17 protein-coding genes are annotated in these 20,969 nt (G+C 63.4%); 4 read left to right on the top strand and 13 right to left on the bottom strand.

Annotated elements, in window-relative coordinates; all coding sequences use genetic code 11:
- Positions 1-240 precede the first annotated feature (240 nt).
- Positions 241-1,803 (top strand): beta-(1-6) glucans synthase, encoded by a 1,563-nt coding sequence (locus tag P6U29_RS29960; protein WP_407119453.1) that lies wholly within the window; start codon positions 241-243, stop codon positions 1,801-1,803.
- A 127-nt stretch (positions 1,804-1,930) separates the two neighbouring features.
- Here P6U29_RS29960 and P6U29_RS29955 read toward each other — a convergent pair whose 3' ends face one another.
- From P6U29_RS29955 to dctP, 5 genes are read right to left on the bottom strand one after another with little or no spacing between them, the layout of a single operon-like run.
- Positions 1,931-3,451: a malonate--CoA ligase gene (locus P6U29_RS29955; RefSeq protein WP_407113960.1), complete on the bottom strand. Its 1,521-nt coding sequence runs from the start codon at positions 3,449-3,451 to the stop codon at positions 1,931-1,933.
- Entirely contained in the window at positions 3,448-4,857 is a 1,410-nt protein-coding gene (locus tag P6U29_RS29950) for a malonyl-CoA decarboxylase (protein WP_407113959.1), read from the bottom strand. The genes P6U29_RS29955 and P6U29_RS29950 overlap by 4 nt, the downstream gene beginning before the upstream one ends.
- An 18-nt stretch (positions 4,858-4,875) precedes the next feature.
- Positions 4,876-6,231: a TRAP transporter large permease gene (locus P6U29_RS29945; protein ID WP_407113958.1), complete on the bottom strand. Its 1,356-nt coding sequence runs from the start codon at positions 6,229-6,231 to the stop codon at positions 4,876-4,878.
- Positions 6,228-6,785 carry a TRAP transporter small permease gene (locus tag P6U29_RS29940; protein ID WP_407113957.1) on the bottom strand — a complete coding sequence of 186 codons (558 nt, stop codon included), beginning with the start codon at positions 6,783-6,785 and terminating at the stop codon, positions 6,228-6,230. The genes P6U29_RS29945 and P6U29_RS29940 overlap by 4 nt, the downstream gene beginning before the upstream one ends.
- Positions 6,782-7,801, bottom strand: a complete 1,020-nt coding sequence (gene dctP / locus P6U29_RS29935) for a TRAP transporter substrate-binding protein DctP (protein WP_407113956.1) — start codon at positions 7,799-7,801, stop codon at positions 6,782-6,784. The genes P6U29_RS29940 and dctP overlap by 4 nt, the downstream gene beginning before the upstream one ends.
- Before the next feature lie 123 nt (positions 7,802-7,924).
- Here dctP and P6U29_RS29930 point away from each other — a divergent pair, with 123 nt between their 5' ends.
- The gene (locus tag P6U29_RS29930; protein ID WP_122404449.1) at positions 7,925-8,608 is read left to right on the top strand and encodes a GntR family transcriptional regulator; all 684 of its coding nucleotides are present in this window, start codon (positions 7,925-7,927) and stop codon (positions 8,606-8,608) included.
- A gap of 55 nt (positions 8,609-8,663) precedes the next feature.
- On the opposite strand, the gene ftsH is transcribed toward P6U29_RS29930, so the two are convergent.
- Entirely contained in the window at positions 8,664-10,505 is a 1,842-nt protein-coding gene (ftsH, locus tag P6U29_RS29925; protein ID WP_407113955.1) for an ATP-dependent zinc metalloprotease FtsH, read from the bottom strand.
- Between the two features lie 313 nt (positions 10,506-10,818).
- Between ftsH and P6U29_RS29920 the strand changes: the two genes are divergently transcribed.
- Positions 10,819-12,006 carry a CaiB/BaiF CoA transferase family protein gene (locus P6U29_RS29920; protein WP_407113954.1) on the top strand — a complete coding sequence of 396 codons (1,188 nt, stop codon included), beginning with the start codon at positions 10,819-10,821 and terminating at the stop codon, positions 12,004-12,006.
- A gap of 33 nt (positions 12,007-12,039) precedes the next feature.
- Here the strand turns inward: P6U29_RS29920 and P6U29_RS29915 are convergent, their stop codons facing one another.
- From P6U29_RS29915 to P6U29_RS29900, 4 genes are all read right to left on the bottom strand, one after another.
- Positions 12,040-12,723: an SDR family NAD(P)-dependent oxidoreductase gene (locus P6U29_RS29915; RefSeq protein ID WP_407113953.1), complete on the bottom strand. Its 684-nt coding sequence runs from the start codon at positions 12,721-12,723 to the stop codon at positions 12,040-12,042.
- A gap of 1 nt (position 12,724) precedes the next feature.
- Complete coding sequence (locus P6U29_RS29910; RefSeq protein WP_407113952.1) at positions 12,725-13,918, bottom strand: exo-alpha-sialidase; 1,194 nt, start codon at positions 13,916-13,918, stop codon at positions 12,725-12,727.
- Positions 13,915-15,339, bottom strand: coding sequence for a sodium:solute symporter family protein (locus tag P6U29_RS29905; protein ID WP_407113951.1), 1,425 nt, complete (start codon positions 15,337-15,339; stop codon positions 13,915-13,917). Before P6U29_RS29905 ends, P6U29_RS29910 begins: the two co-directional genes overlap by 4 nt.
- 223 nt (positions 15,340-15,562) lie before the next feature.
- Positions 15,563-16,285, bottom strand: coding sequence for a DUF72 domain-containing protein (locus P6U29_RS29900; protein ID WP_407113950.1), 723 nt, complete (start codon positions 16,283-16,285; stop codon positions 15,563-15,565).
- A gap of 89 nt (positions 16,286-16,374) precedes the next feature.
- On the opposite strand from P6U29_RS29900, the gene P6U29_RS29895 reads away from it, so the two are divergent.
- A complete protein-coding gene (locus tag P6U29_RS29895; RefSeq protein WP_407113949.1) occupies positions 16,375-16,590 on the top strand; it encodes a hypothetical protein in 216 nt (71 codons plus the stop codon).
- 137 nt (positions 16,591-16,727) lie between these two features.
- On the opposite strand, the gene P6U29_RS29890 is transcribed toward P6U29_RS29895, so the two are convergent.
- From P6U29_RS29890 to P6U29_RS29880, 3 genes are all read right to left on the bottom strand, one after another.
- A complete protein-coding gene (locus P6U29_RS29890) occupies positions 16,728-18,161 on the bottom strand; it encodes a toll/interleukin-1 receptor domain-containing protein (protein WP_407113948.1) in 1,434 nt (477 codons plus the stop codon).
- A 274-nt stretch (positions 18,162-18,435) separates the two neighbouring features.
- Positions 18,436-19,584, bottom strand: coding sequence for an amidohydrolase (locus tag P6U29_RS29885; protein WP_407113947.1), 1,149 nt, complete (start codon positions 19,582-19,584; stop codon positions 18,436-18,438).
- A 251-nt stretch (positions 19,585-19,835) separates the two neighbouring features.
- On the bottom strand, positions 19,836-20,924 hold the full coding sequence (locus P6U29_RS29880; RefSeq protein ID WP_407113946.1) for a mandelate racemase/muconate lactonizing enzyme family protein: 1,089 nt from the start codon (positions 20,922-20,924) through the stop codon (positions 19,836-19,838).
- Positions 20,925-20,969 lie beyond the last annotated feature (45 nt).

Below are 20,969 nucleotides of genomic sequence, written 5' to 3'. Positions count from 1 at the left end.
GATCCTCCCGTTTTTCATGCAGTTGCGATCGCAGGCGCGCGCTTTGAAGCAATGCGACGCGTCCGCGACATCGCAGCAAGTGAAAAGCCGTACCTCGCGCGTGATCAGTTGGTCCATCCTCGGAAAGCAAGCTGGTTCTCCAGGCTGCTGCTCCCGCTAAGCGGGGAGGTCAAGCAAGTCGCGCCTGCCACGAGGCCCCTGGATGCTCTCCGCGTTTCGCTCGCGCTCTTTCTGATATCGCTGGGCGTCATCGCCGCCGTGTGGTGGTGGTTGGGAACGCCAGTCCATCTGGTGCGCGCACCCATCGATCCAAACGACAAGGTCCAATGCATCTCATACGCCCCGTTCCGCAGCCATCAGACCTCGCTTTCGTCCGCGACGCAGGTATCGCGTGAGCAGATCGCGGAAGATCTCGCCCAGCTTGCGGAGATATCCGACTGTATCCGTACCTATGCGACCGATCTTGGCCTCGACCAAATCCCCGAACTTGCAGCCCGAGCGGGGCTGAAGGTCATCCAGGGCATTTTCCTCGACAAGGACCAGCAGAAGAATCGAACGCAGATCTCAACGGCGATACGCCTCGCCAGGGAGTATCCCGGGACCGTGATCGCGCTGGTGGTCGGCAACGAGACCTTGTTGCGCAAGGACATAACAGTGTCCGATCTCGCCGACACGATCCGCTCGGTCAAAGCGCAGGTCAGTGTCCCCGTGACCTATGCCGACGTCTGGGAATTCTGGCTGAGCAATCGTGAGCTCTACGATGCCGTCGACTTCGTCACGATTCACATCCTGCCATATTGGGAGAACGTGCCGATCCCGGCAGGTTCGGCTGCCACGCACGTCGACGCAATTCGCCGGCAGGTCGCGACGGCCTTTCCGGGCAAGGAAATCCTGATCGGCGAAATAGGCTGGCCGAGCCAGGGACGGATGCGGGAATCGGCGTTGCCGTCGCCCACCAATCAGGCCCGCGTGGTCTCCGAGATTCTCGACCTCGCCCGGCGCGAGAATTTCCGCGTCAACTTGTTCGAGGCCTACGACGAATCCTGGAAGCGAGAGATCGAGGGCACAATCGGCGGATCATGGGGCCTGTTCGGAGGCGAGCATCGCGTGCTCAAATATCCCGCCGGCATCCCCGTCAGTAACTTTCCGCTCTGGAAGCTGCAGATGAGCTGCGGAATTGCGCTGGCGACCCTGGTCTTCGCTGCGGCGTGGCTGACCTCGCGTCGTAAGCCGGGGAGCCATGGCCACGCTTCATGGTTTGGGGTCGCAATCTCGGCGACGACAGCCGGGATCCTGTTTGGCGTGGCCGCCCAAAAGGTGTTCTTCGAAAGTGTCGGAGCCGGCGGCTGGCTCCTGTGGAGCTCTCTTCTGATGGCTGCGACGGTTTCACCGGTACTTGGTGCCAACGCCCTCATGTCGGGGCGCCCACCGCCGAGCTTTCAGGAGTTGCTCGGTCCGAAAGGCTACCGGACGGAATCGATGGTCGTGACCATGCACGGATTGGCCTTAATCGTAACCGTCGTGATAGGTACGGCCACCGCAGTCGCGCTCGTGTTTGACCCGCGCAACATCGATTTTCCTTTTGCAGCACTCACCATGGCAGCGTTACCTTTCGCGGCGATGACACTGCTCAATCCGCCTGGGAAGGGAAGTCGTCCTGTGGCGGAATCGCTGTTTGCCGGCGTGCTCGTCGGAGCGGCGATCTATATAACCTTCAACGAAGGGACAGCGAACTGGCAGGCAATGTGGACTTGCGCCGCCTACCTCCTGCTTGCCGCGACGCTGTGGCGGGCCCGTGCCTGAGAATGGTACGACATGACTCGCCGCCGCGCGACCACCGCGCCAGGTGGTCTCGGCGGCCGGCCTGATCCGTCACGTCCTTGCGAACCTCGCGTAGGCCAGAGGACGTGTCAAAAACGCGGCGAGGAGACTACGCCGGCCCGGAATAGAGATCGGCAAAGCGTTCGCGCAAGAGGTTCTTCTGCACTTTTCCCATCGCGTTGCGGGGCAGACCCTCGACGAACACGACCCGCTTCGGCTGCTTGAATTTTGCCAATCGTCCCGACAGCGCGGCGAGAATGGCGCTTTCGTCGACCGATGAGCCCGGCGACCGAACCACCGCCGCGGTGACGCCCTCGCCAAAATCGGCGTGCGGCACGCCGACGACCGCGCTCTCGGAAACGCCCGGAATCGCGTCGATCTCGGTTTCGATCTCCTTGGGGTACACATTGAACCCGCCGGTGATGATGAGGTCCTTGCCGCGCCCGACGATGTGCAGATAACCATTCGCTTCGAGCTTGCCGAGATCGCCGGTGATGAAGAAGCCGTCGGCACGGAATTCGGCCGCGGTCTTTTCCGGCATGTTCCAGTAGCCCGCAAAGACGTTTGGCCCCTTCACCTCGATCATGCCGACCTCGCCGGCCTGCAGCACAGCGCCGGTCTCGGGATCGGTGACGCGAACCTCGACGGCGGGAAGCGGCCGGCCGACCGAGCCGGCAATGCGAGACCCCTCATAGGGATTGGAGGCGATCATCCCGGTCTCGGTCATGCCGTAGCGTTCCAGGACCGCGTGCCCGGTCCGCGCCTTCCAGGCCCGGTGCGTCTCGGCCAGAAGCGGCGCCGAGCCGGCGACGAAAAGCCTCATGTTGGCGGTGCTTCGCTCGTTCAGGTCAGTGCTCTCGAGCAGGCGGACATAGAAGGTCGGCACGCCCATCAGCACGGTGGCGCGCGCCATCGTGGCCAGAATGCGTTCGGCGTCGAACTTCTGCATGAATAGGATGCGCGCGCGTGCGGCGAAGCTGACGTTGCAGGCCACGAAGAGCCCGTGAACGTGATAAATCGGCAGGGCATGGATCAGCACGTCCTTGCTCGAATAACGCCACTCCTCGACGAGCGTCAGAGCGTTCGAAGAAAGGTTGCCGTGTGTCAGCATGGCTCCCTTCGAGCGGCCGGTCGTGCCGGACGTGTAGAGGATGGCTGCGAGATCGTCATTCGTCCTGGCGACGGTGTCAAATCGCGCCGGGAAGTCTGCCGCAGCATCGACGAGCGAACCCTTGCCGCGGTGATCGAGCGTCTCGACCCGGCCGCCCGCCTTGGCGGCGATGGCGCGCAAATCGGTCTCTTCCCTGGGATCACACACGATCAAAGTCGGCTGCGCGTCGCGGATGAAATACTCGGTTTCGGCCGGCGTATAGGCGGTGTTGAGCGGCAGATAGACCGCGCCGGCGCGCAGTGTTGCGAGATAGAGCGCAACGGCCTCGACGGATTTCTCCACCTTGATCGCGACGCGGTGGTTCGGGCCGATGCCGATACTGGCGAGGAAGTTTGCGAACCTGCCGCTCAGCGCAGCAAGTTCGGCATAGCTCAACGCTGCGCCGTCGTCCTTCTCGATGCAGATGGATTGGTCGGACTCCGCGCCGGCGAGCAGGCGGTCATACAGGTTCGAGGTCATGACGAGATCTTCCGTTGCGAGTTGGTGGGAGGACTGGGAACGAGGTCCCGCGATGACAGTTTCGCGCGAAGCGCCTTCTTCACCTTGTCGGAAGCGACGACCGTGCCGGCTTCCGCAAAAGCTTCGTGGTTCGCCTCGATGCGCTCGAGCGCGTAGAGATAGTTCACCATCAGCCCGTAGGACTGCTTCATGCCCTTGGCGGAGGCATCGCCGAGGAAATTGAGCCGCTCCAGGCGCGCGCCGTTGCCGAGATGGAAGCGGGCGACGGGGTCGACCGGCTTGCCTGACGGCAGCTTCGCCTTCAGGAAGTAATAGGCGGCGAGTGCTGTGATCGCCTCCTTCGCCTGCGCGATGTCGCCGCCGTCGTCGAGCGCGGCCAGCGCGCCTCGCGTCTCCTCATCGATCGCGGCGGAGGCCTCCGTCTTGAGCTCGCGCCGCACCCAGCCGGCAAAGCCGGGAACGGGCGACAGCGTGACGAAGGTCTTCAGGTTCGGCAGCTCGCGGGCGAGGTCCTGCACCACCTGCTTGATGAGGAAATTGCCGAACGAGACGCCGGCGAGACCCTTCTGCGTGTTCGAGATCGAGTAGAACACGGCCGTTGTCGCCTCATGCGCGGCAATCGCCTCGCGCGATTTGTCGAGCAATGGGCCGATCGCGCCGGGAATCTCCTTGGTAAGCGCGACCTCGACGAAGATCAGCGGCTCGTCGACCAGCTGCGGATGAAAGAATGCATAGCAGCGGCGATCCGGTGGCTCGAGCCGGTTGCGCAAATCGTCCCAGTCCTGGATGGCGTGGACGGCCTCATACTTGATGATCTTCTCGAGGATGTTGGCCGAGGTGGTCCAGTCGATCGGTCGCAGCACGAGAAAACCCCGGTTGAACCAGGACGAGAACAGATGGACGAAATCGTCGTCGACCGGCTGGAGCTCGGGATGCTCGCGCAGCAGCGCGAGCAGCACCTCGCGCATGCGCACCAGCGAGGCGGTCCCGCCGGGCGCGAGGTTGAGGCGCCGGATCAGCTCCTGCCGGCGCGGCTCTGCGGCGGCATGCAGTGCCTCGAGCTTGCTGCTGTCGCCGCCCTCCTTGCGCTGGTAGGCCGCGATCGCAAGTTCGATTGCGCGCCGATCCGGCCCGAACCGGTCGGCGAGGGAGGATAGAAATTTGAGCCGCTGCGGCTCGGCCGCGGCTTCGAACGCCGCGAGCAGCGATTGCGCGATCGCAACACCGGAGGCTTCGCCGCGACGCGACAGCAGCGCCTCGCCGAGGAGCTCGAGGTCGCGATCCTCGCCGACAGCGCGATCTGGCTTGATGCCGAGAACCGCACGGCTGCGTTGTGTCAACGTGTCGATCAGCCCTTGCAGGAATTCGGGCGCCGCAATGCGTCCGGACCGGATGTCGTTCAGCATGGTTCGGGCCTCCTCGGGTTATCGCGATGGCGGACCCATCACGAGGTTGGGCAGAAAGGTGGAGATCGACGGAACAAGGCAGAGCAGGACGACCGCGAACGCCATCAGCAGGACGAAGGGCAGCGTGCCCCAGATCACATCTCGCAACGGGATGTCGGGCGCGATATTCCTGATGACGAAGATGTTGAGGCCGACCGGCGGATGAATGAGGCCCATCTCCATCACGATCGTCATCACCACGCCGAACCAGATCAGGTCGAAGCCGGCGTCCTTGAGCGGCGGCAGGATGATCGGCGCGGTCATCAGGATGATCGAGACCGGCGGCAGGAAGAAGCCGAGCACCACGACCAGCACCAGGATCGCGCCCAGCAGCACCCATCGCGACAGCTGCATCGCGACGATCGCCTGCGCCGCCGCCTGGCTGATGTGGAGATAGCTCATCACGTAGGAGTAGAGTAGCGACATGCCGATGATCAGCATCAGCATGGTCGATTCCTTCAGTGTCGATTCCAGGATCGGACCGAGATCCCGTGGGCGCCACACGCCGTAGATCGAGGCGATCAGGACCAGTGCCAGGATGCCGCCGAGGCCGGCCGTTTCCGATGGCGTCGCATAGCCGCCATAGAGCGCGATCATGACGCCGCTGAGCAGCACGACGAAGGGCAGCACGCGCGGCAGCGCGCCGAACCGCATCGCCATGGTGAAGCGCTCGTTCGACAGGATCGGATGCTGCGCCGGATCGGCCGCATAAGCGCGTTGCGCCGCTTTGTATTCGGTCTTGAACCTCAGCACCGCGTAGGTTGCGAACAGCAGCACCAGGAGAAGGCCGGGCCCGATGCCGGCGAGGAAGAGGCGTCCGAGCGACTGCTCGGCCGCGACCGCGTAGAGGATCATGGTGATGGAGGGCGGCAGCAAGATGCCCAGCGTGCCGCCGGCGGCGATCACGCCCGCGGCAAAGCCGCCGGAATAGCCGCGCTTGCGCATCTCGGGGATGCCGGCAGAGCCGATCGCCGAGCAGGTGGCCGGCGACGATCCCGCCATCGCGGCGAACAGCGCGCAGGCAAACACATTGGCGATGCCGAGACCGCCGGGGATGCGCCCCATCCAGACATGCAGCGCGCTATAGAGATCCTGTCCCGCCTTCGACTTGCCGATCGCGGCGCCCTTCAGGATGAAGAGCGGGATCGCCAGCAGCGTGATCGAGGCCATTTCCTCGTAGACGTTCTGCGTCACCGTATCGAGCGATGCGGCGGGCATGAAGTAATACATGAAGATGACGGCGACCGCGCCGAGCGCCAGCGCAATCGGCATGCCCGAGGCCATGACGGCGAGGGTCGCACCACCGTACATCAGTCCGACGGCAAGCGTGCTCATTTGCTCCTCCATGCCTCAACGCTCGCGGCGAGCTGAAGCGCGATCTGCAGCGTCATCAGCGTCATGCCCAGCGACATCATGCTGTAGGGAATCCACAGCGGCGGGGCCCAGGTCGATCCGGACACCTGTCCGTCGACCCAGGCTTCGTGGAACAGCGTCCAGGACTTCCAGGCGAAGAAGCAGCAGAACAGCAGGCTCGCGGTGTCGACCACGAGCATGCGGATCGCATTGCCGCGCTTCGACAGATAGCCGGTGAGGGCCTCGATGCCGATATGGCCGCGCCCGGCCTGCACGAAGGCGGTCGACAGGAACGTGGCGCCGACCAGCAGGAACACCGCGGCCTCGTCCTGCCAATAGGTGGCCGCGTTGAAGAAGTAGCGCGCGCCCACGCTGTAGCTGAGGATCGTGCTCGCGACGATGAGCGCGATCGAGCAGAGCACGACGATCGTCCTGTTGAGCAGGGTCATCGCACGGCTGATCCGTCCCACCGGGGAGCCGGGTCGCGCCGTCATCACTGTGGCTGAATGACCGAGATCGATGCCGTGCGCGCTCATGAGCCCGCCTCCATGGCAAGCTTGATCAGGCGAGCGCAGTTCTCGTTCTTTCCCGCGTAGTCCTTCCAGGCCGTCTCGCGCGCAAGCTCGCGCCAGGCCTGAACCGTCTTGTCGTCGAGATCGTGCACCGTCGCGCCGGCGGCCTGATAGACCTTGGCCACGCGGACATCGTCCTCCACCGCCGCAGCGCGGCCGAACGCTTCGAGCTCGGCGCCGACCGAGACGATGATGTCGCGCTCCTCGCTCGACAGCCGATCGAATACCGCCTTCGACATCACCAGCGGCTCGAGCATGAACCAGTAGCTCTTGGCCCGCCCGGTCGTCAGATGCTTGGCGAGCTCCTCCAGGCGGAACGAGGTCAGGCTGGTGGACGAGGTGAGGGCGGCATCGCATGCGCCGGTCTGCATCGCCGCATAGAGTTCGTTGGAGGGAAGCGACAGCACCGAGGCGCCGGCAGCCTGCAGCACGAGATCCATCTCGCGCGAGCCGCCGCGGATCTTCATGCCCTTGGCATCGCCGACCTCGACCAGCGGACGCGCACGGCTGGCGACGCCGCCGGCCTGCCAGATCCAGGTGATGATGACGAGACCCTTGGCCGCGAGGAATTTACTGAACTCCTGGCCGATCGGCTTGTTCTTCCAGCCGAGGCCTTCGTCGTAACCGGTGACGAGGCCAGGCATCAGGCCGATGTTCAGCTCGGGAAGATCGCCGCCGGCGTAAGAGATCGGAATGAGGCTCATGTCGAGCGCGCCTTTGCGCATTGCCGAGACCTGCGCGTTGGTCTTCATCAGCGACGAGCCCGGATAGATCTCGGCGGTCATCGCACCTTTGCTGCGCTCCTGGATCAGTGCCGCGAAACGCCGGCAGAGCCGGTCGCGGAAATCGCCTTCGGTCGCGGTGCCACCCGGAAACTGGTGCGAGATCTTGAGGGCCGTGGCCGCACGCGCCTGTCCGAACCGGAGCAGGGCCGGGGCCGCGATCCCCAGGGCCAGGGCTTGGCGTCTTGAAATCCTCATTCCATACCTCCCGTTGCGAGATTGCATTTTTTATTTCTAGTCTTGCATACAATTTATGTATGAACTGCATGCTGTATGTTTTGTCAAGCATATGGTATGGAACTGTCGGATCGGGTGTATACAATGAGCCAGGCCTTCAGACTGAAGCAGTCGATCGAAGACGCTGTGATTGCAGGGGAATTTCAGCCCGGCGATCGCTTGGACGAAGCCTCGCTGGCGGAGCGATTCGGCGTATCGCGGACGCCGATCCGGGAGGCGCTGCTGCAGCTCGGGGCCGAAGGCTTCATCGATGTTCGCCCGCGACGCGGCGCCATCGTCAGCGTGCCGTCACCAACCCGGCTGTTCGAGATGTTCGAAACCATGGCCGAGATCGAAAGCGCCTGCGGACGCTTGGCCGCGCGCCGGCTGACGCCGGACAATGATGCGGCGATGGAAGCTGCGCATCGGGCCTGCGAGACGGCCGCGCGGAACGGCGACAGCGAGCAGTACTACGCCGACAACCGCAACTTTCACGAAGCGATCTACCGCGCCAGCCGCAACAGCTTCCTGGCCGATCAGGCCTTCGCCTTGCACAAGCGCTTGAGCGCCTATCGCCGTATCCAGCTTCGGGCGCGCAATCGGCTGCTGCAATCGCTGCAGGAGCATGCCGGCATTTTGGAAGCGATCCGTGCCGGCGACGAGCAATTGGCCGCGACCCGTCTTCACGACCACGTCCTGGTGCAAGGCGAACGGTTCTCGGACATGGTCCTCGGCCTTTCACCCGGCGGCCAATCTCCTGCCGAAAGCAGGAGGCAAACGGCGAAATAAACGTGCCGTTCGCATCTGGTCTGGGACGCAGACCGGTTGCCGTGCCGCGCGCCAGTTAGATGGCCCGCAGCCCTTCCTTGGGCATTTCCCGGATCAGCGCATCGATATCGCTCTGCTCGAGCGTCTCCTTCTCCAAAAGCTTCTTTGCGGCGCGGTCCAGGATCGGCCGGCGCGTGTTCAGGATGCCCTGGGTGCGTTGGAAGACCTGGTCGACAATGGCTTTCACCTCGCGGTCGACCGCGGCTGCAGTCTCTTCCGCATAGTCGCGCTCGCGCGCCGGATAGGGGCGGTCGGCGCCGGCGAGGAAGTTGCCGGGATCGCGCTCATAGGCGACGCCGCCCAATCTCTGGGACATGCCGTAGCGCGTCACCATGCTGCGGGCGATGTCGGTGACACGGCGCAGATCGTCGGCCGCACCCGTGGACAAATGACCGAACACGATCAGCTCCGCGGCGCGGCCGCCGAGCAGCACCGCCATCTTGTTCTCCAGCTCCTCCTTGGTCATCAGGAAGCGGTCTTCGATCGGTCGCTGAATGGTGTAGCCGAGCGCGCCGACACCGCGCGGGATGATCGAGACCTTGTGCACGGGATCGGTCCCCGGCAGCGAGAGCGCGACGAGGGCGTGCCCCATCTCGTGATAGGCGACGATCTCGCGTTCCCTGGTGTTGAGCAGGCGGTTGCGCTTTTCGAGCCCCGCGACCATGCGCTCGACCGCATTGTTGAAGTCAATCATGCTCACCGCGTCGGCCGCGCGACGTGTCGCCAGAAGCGCCGCTTCATTGACGAGATTGGCGAGGTCCGCGCCGGTGAAGCCCGGGGTGAGCGCCGCAACAGCATCTGCATCGACGCCATCAGCCAGCCGCACTTTCTTCATGTGCACTTTAAGGATTTCGATGCGGCCCTTCTTGTCGGGCCGATCAACCAGCACCTGCCGGTCGAAGCGGCCGGCCCGGAGCAGGGCGGGATCGAGGATTTCGGGCCGGTTGGTGGCGGCGAGGATGACGAGCCCCGAGCGCGAATCGAAGCCGTCGAGCTCGACGAGCAGCTGGTTGAGCGTCTGCTCCTTCTCATCGTGGCCGCCCGCGAAACCGCCGATGCCACGGGCGCGGCCAAGCGCGTCGAGCTCGTCGATGAAAATGATGGCGGGTGCCTTTTCGTGAGCCTGCTGGAATAAGTCCCGCACACGTGCGGCGCCGACGCCGACGAACATTTCGACGAACTCCGAACCCGAGATCGAGAAGAACGGCACTCTGGCCTCGCCGGCAACGGCCTTGGCCAGCAGGGTCTTGCCTGTGCCCGGCGGGCCGACCAGCAGCACGCCTTTCGGCATGCGGCCGCCGAGCCGGCCATAGTCGGTCGGGTTCTTCAGGAAATCGACGACCTCGCGAAGCTCGTCCTTGGCCTCGTCGACCCCGGCGACATCGGCAAAGGTGACCCCGGTGTTGGATTCGACATACACCTTGGCCTTGCTCTTGCCGATGGCCATCAGCCCGCCGCCGATGCCGCCGCCTTCCGCCAGGCGGCGGCCGATGTACCACCAGACGCCGAAGAACAGCAGCACGGGCATGGCCCACGACAAAAGGTCACGCAGAAACGTGCTCTCGATCTGGCCGGTGAATCGGACGTTGTATTTCTCCAGCTCTTGCGCAACGTCCTGATCGACGCGCGTCGTGACGAATTGTTTTTGGCCGCCAGGCAGCGGCTCCTTCAGCGTGCCCTGCAGGGTGCGGTCGGAGATGCCGACCGTTTCGACTTTGCCCTGGCGCAACAATTGCTGATATTCACTGTAGGGGATCACCGCGATCTGGTGTGCCGCGGAGATCAGATACTGGATCAAGAAGACCGCGAAGATCGCGGCGACAGCATATCCAAGATTGAAACGGATATTCTTGTTCATGCGAGATCCGATAGTCTTGCGCGGCCAGGCCGCGTCGAGGCGCATTTTTGCGCGCTCGTTCGGGCCCGGTACGCGTCCGGACCTGCATCATATTCCCAGAACTTTTGCTCCTGCCTTCTGTTCCTTGGCGTAGCACCGCGCTCGCAGTGAGAAGCGCCCCCCTGGAGGGGGCAGGCAATCGGCTGCCGCGGCGGGTGTCCAATTCCGCCCGTCGAAATGTCCGCCGCCCACACTCCTGGGCGGAGCAGAGATGTCTGGCTTGCGGTCACGGCCAGCCGCAGTAATTTGAGCGAAACATCAAAGGAAGGAATCCATGGGAGGAGTTTTGGAGGGCGTGCGTGTGCTCGATTTCGGGCGCTACATCGCCGGGCCCTATTGTGCGACCTTGCTGGCCGAGTTCGGGGCCGAGGTCATCCGCGTCGAGAAGCGCGACGGCAGCGAGGATCGTTTCGTGGCGCCGGTGGGCGAAGGCGGCGAGGGCGCGCTGTTCCTCCAGGTCAATCGCAACAAGAAGTGCATCACGCTTGATCCGATGAAGGTGGAAGGCCAGGAGGTGATGCGCCGCCTGATCGCGACTGCGGACGTCGTGGTCGCCAATCTGCCGCCGCAAACCCTGCGCGCGATGAAGCTCGATTACGCGTCGTTGAAGGCGATCAAGCCGGACATCATCCTGACCACGGCGACCGCGTTCGGCGGGCCGGGTCCCTGGTCCGATCGCGTCGGCTTCGACGGCGTCGGGCAGGTGATGTCGGGCTCGGTTTACATGACGGGCGCGGGCGATCCGCCGTATCGGGCCGCGGTGAACTGGGTCGATTTCGGCACCGCGCTGCACTGCGCGTTCGGCACGCTCGCCGCGCTGATCGAGCGCGGCAAATCCGGACGCGGGCAGATCGTCGAGGGCGCGCTGCTCGCAACCGCCCTGTCCTTCACCAATGCCACGCTGATCGAGCAGGCCGTCATCAACGTCAACCGCGTTCCGACCGGTAATCTCGGCCAGACCGCAGCACCGGCCGACATCTACCGCACCAAGGACGGCTGGGTGCTCTGCCAGGTCACCGGCCATCCACTGTTCAAGCGCTGGGCGAGGCTGATGGGTGAGGAGGAGCTTTGGCTGAATGATCCGCGCTTTGCCGACGACATCAGCCGCGGCAACAACGGCCGCATCATCAGCGAGCGGATGGCGCGCTGGTGCGCCGAGCGCACCACGCAGGAAGCCGTCGACGCGCTGGGCCAAGCGATGATTCCGACCGGCCCCGTGCTCTCACCGCAACAGGCGCTGGATCATCCGCACATCCGCGCCGCCGGCTTCATGCAGGACGTCGACTATCCGGGCCTGCCGAAACAGGCGCCGGTCGCCCGCGCCGCGGTGCGGCTGTCGGAAACGCCGGGCAAGGTCGCAACGCGCCCGCCGACGCTCGGCGAGCACACCGATCTCGTCCTCGCCGAGCTCGGCTACGACGAGGCGGCGATCGCAGCGCTTCGGCGAGGCGGCATCATCTAGCTATCATGTGCAAGCTCTGGGATGGCGGGGCGCTCAAAGCGAGCTGCCGCCGCAGATGACCAGCTGCTGTCCGGTGATGGCGGCGGCTTCCGCCGAGAGCAGGAAGGCGACTGCGCTAGCAACTTCCTCGGGGCGGATGTAACGGCCGAGTGGCGGCAGTTTTGGTGCAACATCAGCGCGCGAGGGATCCTTCAACATCGGCGTCTCGGTCGCAGCCGGCGCAACCACGTTGACCGTGACACCGCGCGGCGCAAGCTCCATTGCCCAGGAGCGTGCGAGTGCGATCAGCGCCGCCTTCGTCGCGGCATATTGCCCGCGGCCGGGCGCACCCGATGCGGTTCGGCTGCCGATGAAGACGATGCGCCCTCCCTCTGGCAGGCGCGGTGCCAGCGCGTCGGCGAGGCGCTCGGCAACCTCGACATGCAGCCGCCACATCGCCGCTCCCGCCTCGTGATCGAGCGATCCAAGGTGACCGACCCTCAGCATGCCCGCGGCATGAACCAGTGCAGTCGGCGCGATGCCCGCGACGGCGTCCGCGATGGCCTCGGCGTCGGCAAGGTCGAGCGACACATGATCGAAGGCCGGATGCTCGAACAGTCCGGGCCGCCGGCTGATCCCGGTGACGCGCCAGCCGTCGCGCAGCAGCCGTTCGACGATCGCAGCGCCGATCCCCGAACTGGCGCCCGTGACGAGAGCGTGAGGCCTCATGTCCATCATCTCAGTCCCGGGCGGCGCGCGTCACCCATGGTTCGGTCACGCGCACATATTTGATGGCGCGGCGGTGGAAGGTGAACGCCATGTGGAGCGCGCCGTCGGCGGTCTGCTTGACGGAGGGGTAGGATAGCTCGCGATTGCTTTGCTCGCGCGAATTGTTGGTCATGCAATAGCCGTCGCCGGTCTCGACGTTGCGCCTGGTCCAGCTCCGTCCACCGTCGGCCGAGACCGCCAGCGTCATCGGTGCCCGCGGCGCGCCCCAGAATGCGGTGCGTCCGTTCGCCGTGCTGCCGTCGGCGGCAAGAACCGGTGGCAGATCATCTTCGATTTCGTCATAGAGCGAGAGCCGACGCCCGGTTGCGTCATTGGCGCTCGAGTCGTTGAACACGAGTGCGAGATGGCCGTTCACGAGCCGCGTAAACTGGATAGATGAGTTGTTGTTGGGAAGCGCGGTCGCAACCGGCGCCGACCAGGTGCGGCCGTGGTCCGCGGACCTGCTCTGATAGATGCTGTCCGCCCAGCGGCTGCGATAGAGCGCGAGCAGCGAGCCGTCGTCGAGGCGCGCGATGCACATATGCACGCAGCCACGGCTGCCGGGGACGTCGACGTCCCGCCAGGTCGCGCCGGCATCCGACGAGATCTTCACCGCGCTGGTGTCCTCGTCGCCGTTCCATTTCCGGCCCGGCGTGCTGTGGCAATAGAACACGGGCAGCAGCCAGTCGCCATTGTCGAGCACGACGACCGGCTGACGGATGAAGGCGCCGCGGCCGCGCTGCTCCGGGAACAGCGTCTCGATCGGGCCCCAGCTCTTGCCATTGTCACGCGAGAGGCGGCGGCGGATCAGCGCGGTGTCCTGGTTTCCGGCGAGCTGAGCCGTCCACATCAGCCACAGCGTGCCATCGGGAGAGGGAAACAGCACCGGATTCTGCTCCGAACGTCCCGTGTCATCGGAGAGCTTTTCGGCAGGCGACCACCGCGTCGCGCCTCGGGATAGGCGTGAAAAATAGATGGAGATATCCGACATACCCTCCTGCGTGCCGCCGAACCAGACGCAAGCCAGATCGCCGCCCGCGAGCGGCATGAGATTGGCGGCGTGGTTCTGCACGCAAGGCGAGGGAATGAAGGCGTCGAACCGCTCGGGATCATCGGCCACCGGGCGGACGACGCCATCGGCGACGATCTCCATGTCGGGGATCATGTCGAGGTCCTTTCCATCAGAGCGTTGGGTTGCGCCGCCGGGGCGGTGGGCGAGCGGCCCAGCACCAGGCGCTCGATCGCCATCACGATCAACGGCGTCACGGCGGCGACGTACATGTTGTCGATGCCGAACGGGTTGCCCAGCAGGTACCAGGCCGTGGTCGACACCGCCGCGCCGATCAGCCCGGCCGTGGCGCCCCGGTTGCTGGCAAACAGCGGCAGATAGAAGCCCATCATCGCCACCATCGTGATCGACAGGCGCAGGGCGCGCGTGAAGAAGGACAGCTTGAGGATCTCCGGAACGAAGAAGACGAACACCAGCGGCACGATGCCGATCAGCACCGAGAACACGCGGGTCATCTTCAGCTCGCGCTCCGGCGTCGGCTTCCAGTATGGAACGTAGAAGTCGCGCACCACGAGCGAGGCGATCGCGAGCGCCACCGTGCAGACGCTGACGAAGATCGAGGCGACGAGCGAGGTGGTCACGAAGGCCGAGGCCAGCGGCGGCATCTTCTCGAGGAACACCGGCAGGGCGTAGAGGCTGTTCATGTCGGGATAGAGGAATTTCGCGGCGACACCGATCAGTGCGAGGAGGATGCCGAGCGGCAGGCAGAACGCGGCGGCATAGAAGGTCGCCTTGCGGGCGTCGTCGGCGCTCGGCGTCGAGGAGATCGCCTGGACGATGAACTGCGTCGAGAAGATCGCGCCGACCGTGCCGAAGGTCCAGGCGAAGATGGTCGCAAAGCCGATCTTGCCGTCCCAGCTGAAATAGTGGGCGGGCAGCTTGGCCTGCATCGGCGCAATCCCGCCGGTCAGCGACATCGCCACCGCAAAGATGATGAGGATGCCGACGACCTTGATGGCACTGTGCAGGATCGTCACCCAGGCGACGCCCTTCAAGCCGCCGAATACGTAGTAGAAGGTGCTGACCAATGCGATGATGCACATCGCGACGGGCAGGCTGACATGGAGCGCAGTGGCGATCGCGGCCGCCCCGCTGACGTAATTGCCGACGTTCACCAGCAGCAGGGCGTAGATCATGATCACCGATACCGTGAGCATGGTCGACTTGCCGTATTTCTGCGCGATCGCGGCCGAGATGGTGTATTCGCCGGAATTGTAGAGCTTCTTCACCATCAACAGCCCGAACAGCAAGAAGCCGATCGAGGCGCCGAGCACGGCCCAGCCTGCCGCGATGCCCGATTGGAAGGCCTCCTGCGCCGTGCCGACGGTCGACTTGGCCCCTACGAATTCCGACATCATCAGCACGCCGACCACGATGGCCGGCATTGCGCGCGCGCCGGTCATGAACTGGTCGCTGGTCCGGCTGCGCAGCTTGAGCGTGAGCCAGGAGGTAAAGGCGATGTAGGCGACAATCATCGTGACGATGAGCGTGCTCTCGCCGGTGAGGATGGCTTGCATCGTTGACGTTTCCTCTGGTGACGCGGACGCGGTGTTGTGAGCCCGCTCTGCCCGATTGGATGGTGTTCGGAATGCGAACAATTGTTCTCAGCGTCCATTAGACCTTTCCGGACATCATGCGTCAAGCGCGCTGAGGCGGCTGCCCGGGAGGCGTGCGATCAGCGGGGTTCCGTTTGTTTGGTTGGGGGACGGCCGAGATGCGCGGGGAGCCGGCGCTCGCGCGCTACAGCAATTGCTTCAGCGCCTTTGCATCGGCCGGCGCTGCGCTCTTCTGGTCATTGTCGAAATAGACGTAGACGTCGCAGCCCTGCCGCTTCCATGATTTGATGCGCTTGGCCCATTGCGTCAGCATGGCCTTGGTGTAGTGCCCGTGATAACGCCCGCTCGGCCCGTGTCCGCGCACATAGACGAAATCCGCCGTACGCTTCCATGGTGCCGGCGCATCGTGATGATCGGACAGGCACAGCGAGATGTTCTCGTCGGCCAGCATCCGCAGGATGCGCGGCTGATACCAGCTCGGATGCCGGAATTCGAAACTGTAGCGCCGCCTCCGTGACAACAGCTTGAAGAAGGACGCCAGCCGGTCCGCGTTCGCCTCGAATTGCGGCGGCAGCTGGAACAGGATCGGGCCGGCCTTGCCGCCGAGCCGCGAGATGCGGTCCTCCAGCAGTTCGAGGCTGTTGACGGAGCGGTCCGACAGACGCTTCCAGTGCGTGATGAATTTGGATGCCTTCCAGGCGAAGACGAAGTCGCGGCCGGTCTGCTCGCGCCATCCTTTCACCGCCTCCGGGGTCGGTGTGCGGTAGAACACGCCGTTCAGCTCGGTGGTATCGAACTGCCCGGAGTAGTAGCGCAGCTGCTGCTTCAGCGTCACGTCCTCGGGAAAGAACGGGCCTCGCCAGGAGGCATAGTGCCAGCCGGAGGTTCCGATCAGAACGCGCGCCATCGCTCACGTGCCATCCGTTGCCATTTGCCAGAGGGAACGTCCGTGCGGCCGATACGTTGCTCGTGAGGATCAACGCAGGACCGGAACCGATGTACGCGCTGTTCGAAGGCAACAAGCAGATCGGCAATCCCTTTCCAACCGAGAAGGAGGTGTGGGAAGCCGCCTTGATCGAGGGCCTCGTGACCGACGTCCCGGTCGCCGACGAGGAGGGCGGCCACCTGTTGCCCGCCGGATATCACGTCGAGCGGGTGGACGAGGTTTGCGAGCCGCGACCGGATTGGAAGCTGCCGCGGGAAATCTCGTGAGCTAGGGCGTGTACTCATAAAGGCACAGATGTCGGCTTTGGGTCCAAGCAGAAGTTTTCTGCTCAATCGGAATATTGGACCCTGAACGACATGGCGTTCTCGTCACTGCTGTCGCGTCTATGAGTACGCTGACGTAATCAGATCGGCAGATGAAGCTTGAGCTTTGTCAGTCGGCGAAGTAGCGGACTATCTTTGCGATCGAGATATTTCTTGAACACGATGTCTTTCGTTTCCGATTGTCTTAGGGTTTTCTCCACAATAGCTGCAGCGTAGTTCCAGTATTCTTGGCCGTTCTCCGCATAGCCCTCGGACAGTGACTTAGCGAGAATTTCAAGATAGATGCTGTTGACTGCCTTTACCCACAGTTCCTTCGCCGTCGAATGATCAAGCATTGATCCAGGCCGCTGATACCACATAATCCAATAGTCTTCCTCATCTCGAGCCCAATCGTGCCGAGTGTGGCTCGGGTCAAGGCTCGGAGAGCGACAGACCATGGGCTCGTCGATCGCTCGATCGAAGAAGCAGTAGCAGTCCAATTTGTAGTACCACGCAACTCTCAAGAATTTTCGAATTTCATTTAGATCGTCGCGATCTTGCATCGGTAGGGATTTTGAGCCTGATTTTTGGCCTTCCAGTTCCGATACTATTTTCTCGATCTTGGCTTTTAGAAATCTCTCAACCTCAAAAACCATCCCTTGATATTTCGGGAATAGCTCCTCGAGAATCTTCATGATCTCATCGAAGAATGCATGCGCAATATCGCCACTACGCCAGCACTGTTGTACCGCAATATAGTTTCCGTAGATCAGTTTGCTGGAGTGGTCGTAAGTAAAAAATCCAAGACCAATAGCTCGATCAGCAAGACACAAAATGAAATAGCGAGAGTCAAGTGTGTATGAAAGCTCTGTTTTTCCAGATAGTACGAAACGCCTTTTCTGCCCGAGATCAGTGCGCAAGACCCAACGAATAATATCGTCGCGATCGTCTTGTTCGATTTCTGGGAAGATATCTTCATACAGATCGAACACACCCGTATCGTCGAATGTCGCTACGTCATTGAAGTCGAGTCTCGTTACGAGCACATGTGGTTTCATTAAAGAAACGAGCTTGTCATCGCTGTCCGCGATTGGACTGGCGTGCTTATCCAAGCCACGGATGTCCGATAGGCTAAACGGTTCAGCCAATTTCCCGGTGTCAAAATCTCGCGTGGCGAAATGAATTGGACGCCCTTCTCTTTGCCAGCTGCGCCCACCTGCCGCATAGAGCGGAATGATGATCGGTCGGTAGCCGCTGTTTCGCTGCTGCAGCGACACAGCTAAACCCAACTCGCGTTGAACCCACTCCGATTTGATCGAGTAATCACTGACCACGAGAATAAAAAAACTGCACTCTTGGATTTTGTCTCTTAATACGCTCATTCGATCTCCGAAGTGGAGACCGTGGCTGTATTGAAACGCCGAAAAGCCAGCATTCGTTAGCAGCATTTCGTAGTACTGAGCCTCATCATTATTTTCCGCACTATGGGAGATGAAAGTTGAAATCTGCTTTTGAGCGCCAACGACAAACCTCATCTGCCACTCCAAAAAAATAGTTGCCAAATACGGGAACTCTACTTCATATGCAGCTTCTGAGAAAGGGTCTAGCGTGTTGACAATATTCCCATTCCGCCGGTCACGCCTAAACGCTAAATCGCCAGCGAACTGATTGCGGGGTCCACAGCGATATTCATCGCGCCAGGATTGGCACAATGTCTCTTCTTGGGCCCTTCTCGGACCTCGTGCAATGTCCGCTCCTGCGCCGCTATTGGGGGATAAGCGGACATCCCCGGATTTAGGAGTACACGCCCTAGTTCGAGGCCAGCGCCGTCTTGGCGACCTCCGCCATCCAGTTCGACGCCACCGGCAGGATCGCGTCGTTGAAATCGTAGCGCGGGCCGTGCAGCTCGGCGCCTTCGCGCAACTCGCCATTGCCGATCCAAACGAAGGCGCCCGGCCGCTGCTGCAGATAGTGGGCAAAATCCTCGCCGGCCATGCTGGGCGCAAGGTCGCGCCGCACGGGCGCCTGCACCTTCTCCGCGGCGATGCGCGCGAGCTCCGCCTCGGCCGGCGTATTGATCACGACGCCGACGCCCATGACGATCTCGGGCGTGACCTTGACGCCAAAGCTGGTCGCTATTCCGGCGCAGGTACGCTCGATGCCGTCGAGGATGGTGCCCTTGACCGCCTCGCGGTGGTACCGCAGCGTGCCGCGGATGGTGACGCGTCCGGCGATCTGGTTCGGCGCGGTACCGCCTTCGATCGTGCACAGCGACAGCACGGCAGTGTCGAGCGGATCGACGCCGCGCGAGGTGACCGATTGCAGCGCCACGATCAAGTGCCCGGCCGCCACCACCGGATCGCGCGTCAGATGCGGCATGCCGGCGTGGCCGGCATGACCCTCGATGGTGATGGTGATGCGCCCGCCGGAGGCCATGACGACGCCGTCATGGACCGCGATGGTACCGGCGGCAAGGCCGGGCCAATTGTGAAAGCCGAATATCCGTTCCATCGGAAAACGGTCGAACAGCCCCGCCGCGACCATCGCGCGCGAGCCGCCAAATCCTTCCTCGGCCGGCTGGAAGATGAAATCGACCGTGCCGCTCCAGTCGGTGTCGGCGGCGAGCAGCGCTGCTGCGCCGAGCAGCGAGGCGGTGTGGCCGTCATGGCCGCAGGCATGCATCACGCCTGATGTCTTTGAAGCGTAGGCTAGGCCGGTGTCCTCGGTGATCGGCAGCGCATCCATATCGGCGCGCAGGCCGACCCGGCTTTGTGCGTGCCCGCGCGTCAAGGTCGCGACGATGCCATGCCCGCCGATGCCAGCCTCAAAGGGAATGCCGAGCTCGGTGAGCCTGTCCTGCACGAAGGCGGCGGTGGCTTTTTCCTGGAGCGACAATTCGGGGTGGGCATGCAGGTGCCGGCGCCACGCGGTCAGTTTCTGGTGGAGTTCGGGGGGCAAGGTGGAGTCTTTCGCAAGGGTTGGTTGCCGACACCATAACGGATTGTCGGGCCGACGCATCCTGCGAAGGGGAATGGCTCGCGTGCAGCAATGTCGTTCGGTGCAAGCCCCGGAGAAGGTGCGCTCCCTCCCCCGCTTGCGGGGGGAGGGGTGGGGAGAGGGTTGTCTCCGCAGTGAGATTCCTCAAGAGGAAAGAACCCTCACCCGGCCCTTCGCGCCGACCTCTCCCGCAAGCGGGAGAGGTGAGCCCGCTAGCCCGCCAGCTTCGCCAGCCCCTTCCAGTCAAAACCGATGCCATGCCCGGGCCGATCAGGCGCCAGCGCAAGCCCGTCCTTCAGCACCAGGGGATGCTCGATATATTTGTCGAGCCCGAAGCCGTGCGCCTCCAGATAGGAGCGGTTCGGGCAGGCCGCGAGCAGATGCACGGTGATGTCGTGCGCGCCGTGGCTGGTGACCGGCAGGTTGAACGCCTCCGCCAGCCGCGCGATCTTCATGAACGCGCTGACGCCGCCGCAATTGGTGACGTCGGGCTCCGGATAGGACACCGCGCCGGATGCGATGTAGTTCTTGAACTCCCACAGCGAGCGCAGGTTCTCGCCCGCCGCGATCGGCACGCCGCCAGCCTGCATGATGCGCGCGTGGCCTGCGACGTCGTCGGGAATGATCGGCTCCTCCAGCCAGGTGAGGTCATAGGGAACGAAAGCACGCGCGGCCCGGATCGCCTCCTCGACGGTCCATTTCATGTTCGCATCCGCCATCAGCGGAAATCCGTCGCCGAGATGCTGTCGCATCGCGGAGACCTTTGCGACGTCGGATTTGAGATCGGGCCGGCCGACCTTCATCTTGATGGCGCGAAATCCCTTGGCAAGGTTGCCGTCAGTCTGCTTGAGCAGCGCATCGACGGAGAGATCGAGGTCGATGCCGCCGGCATAGCACGGCACGTGCGCATCGAAGCCGCCGAGCAGGCGGTACAGCGGCAGCTTGGCGCGCCGCGCCTTCAAATCCCACAGCGCGATGTCGAGCGCCGAGAGCGCCAGCACCGCCGGCCCGCCGCGGCCGCCATAATGCAGCCCCCACCAGACGTGATGCCAGATCGCCTCGGTGTCGTCGGCCTCGCGCCCTTCGACCAGCGGCGGGATCTCGCGCTTGAGAATGTCGGCTGTCGCTCCGCCATTTCGGCCGACCGTATAGGTGTAGCCGACGCCCTCGGCGCCATCGGCATCACGGATGCGACAGGTGATCAGCTCGAACGCGGCGATCTCGCCATGGGTGGAGTCGGAGAGCGTAATGGGGAGGGGGATCCGGTAGAGTCCGGTCTCGGTCGTTGCGATGCGCGCCATGGTTCCTTCCTGCTTTTTTCTTGCAGGCTAGGACGATGCGCACCG

The organism is Bradyrhizobium sp. LMG 9283, from assembly GCF_045571415.1.
Classification (GTDB): domain Bacteria; phylum Pseudomonadota; class Alphaproteobacteria; order Rhizobiales; family Xanthobacteraceae; genus Bradyrhizobium.
Note: the sequence above shows the minus strand (reverse complement) of the source record. Positions and strands in the feature narration are given on the sequence as shown.

What these genes read in the sequence shown, in the direction of transcription:
- P6U29_RS29920 (WP_407113954.1), top strand. Translation starts at nt 10,819, where the DNA reads ATGGGAGGAGTTTTGGAGGGCGTGCGTGTGCTCGATTTCGGGCGCTAC.
- P6U29_RS29955 (WP_407113960.1), bottom strand. Translation starts at nt 3,451, where the DNA reads ATGACCTCGAACCTGTATGACCGCCTGCTCGCCGGCGCGGAGTCCGAC.
- P6U29_RS29930 (WP_122404449.1), top strand. Translation starts at nt 7,925, where the DNA reads ATGAGCCAGGCCTTCAGACTGAAGCAGTCGATCGAAGACGCTGTGATT.
- P6U29_RS29945 (WP_407113958.1), bottom strand. Translation starts at nt 6,231, where the DNA reads ATGAGCACGCTTGCCGTCGGACTGATGTACGGTGGTGCGACCCTCGCC.
- P6U29_RS29940 (WP_407113957.1), bottom strand. Translation starts at nt 6,785, where the DNA reads ATGAGCGCGCACGGCATCGATCTCGGTCATTCAGCCACAGTGATGACG.
- P6U29_RS29910 (WP_407113952.1), bottom strand. Translation starts at nt 13,918, where the DNA reads ATGATCCCCGACATGGAGATCGTCGCCGATGGCGTCGTCCGCCCGGTG.
- P6U29_RS29880 (WP_407113946.1), bottom strand. Translation starts at nt 20,924, where the DNA reads ATGGCGCGCATCGCAACGACCGAGACCGGACTCTACCGGATCCCCCTC.
- ftsH (WP_407113955.1), bottom strand. Translation starts at nt 10,505, where the DNA reads ATGAACAAGAATATCCGTTTCAATCTTGGATATGCTGTCGCCGCGATC.
- P6U29_RS29915 (WP_407113953.1), bottom strand. Translation starts at nt 12,723, where the DNA reads ATGATGGACATGAGGCCTCACGCTCTCGTCACGGGCGCCAGTTCGGGG.
- P6U29_RS29895 (WP_407113949.1), top strand. Translation starts at nt 16,375, where the DNA reads ATGTACGCGCTGTTCGAAGGCAACAAGCAGATCGGCAATCCCTTTCCA.
- P6U29_RS29905 (WP_407113951.1), bottom strand. Translation starts at nt 15,339, where the DNA reads ATGCAAGCCATCCTCACCGGCGAGAGCACGCTCATCGTCACGATGATT.
- P6U29_RS29950 (WP_407113959.1), bottom strand. Translation starts at nt 4,857, where the DNA reads ATGCTGAACGACATCCGGTCCGGACGCATTGCGGCGCCCGAATTCCTG.
- dctP (WP_407113956.1), bottom strand. Translation starts at nt 7,801, where the DNA reads ATGAGGATTTCAAGACGCCAAGCCCTGGCCCTGGGGATCGCGGCCCCG.
- P6U29_RS29900 (WP_407113950.1), bottom strand. Translation starts at nt 16,285, where the DNA reads ATGGCGCGCGTTCTGATCGGAACCTCCGGCTGGCACTATGCCTCCTGG.
- P6U29_RS29890 (WP_407113948.1), bottom strand. Translation starts at nt 18,161, where the DNA reads ATGAGGTTTGTCGTTGGCGCTCAAAAGCAGATTTCAACTTTCATCTCC.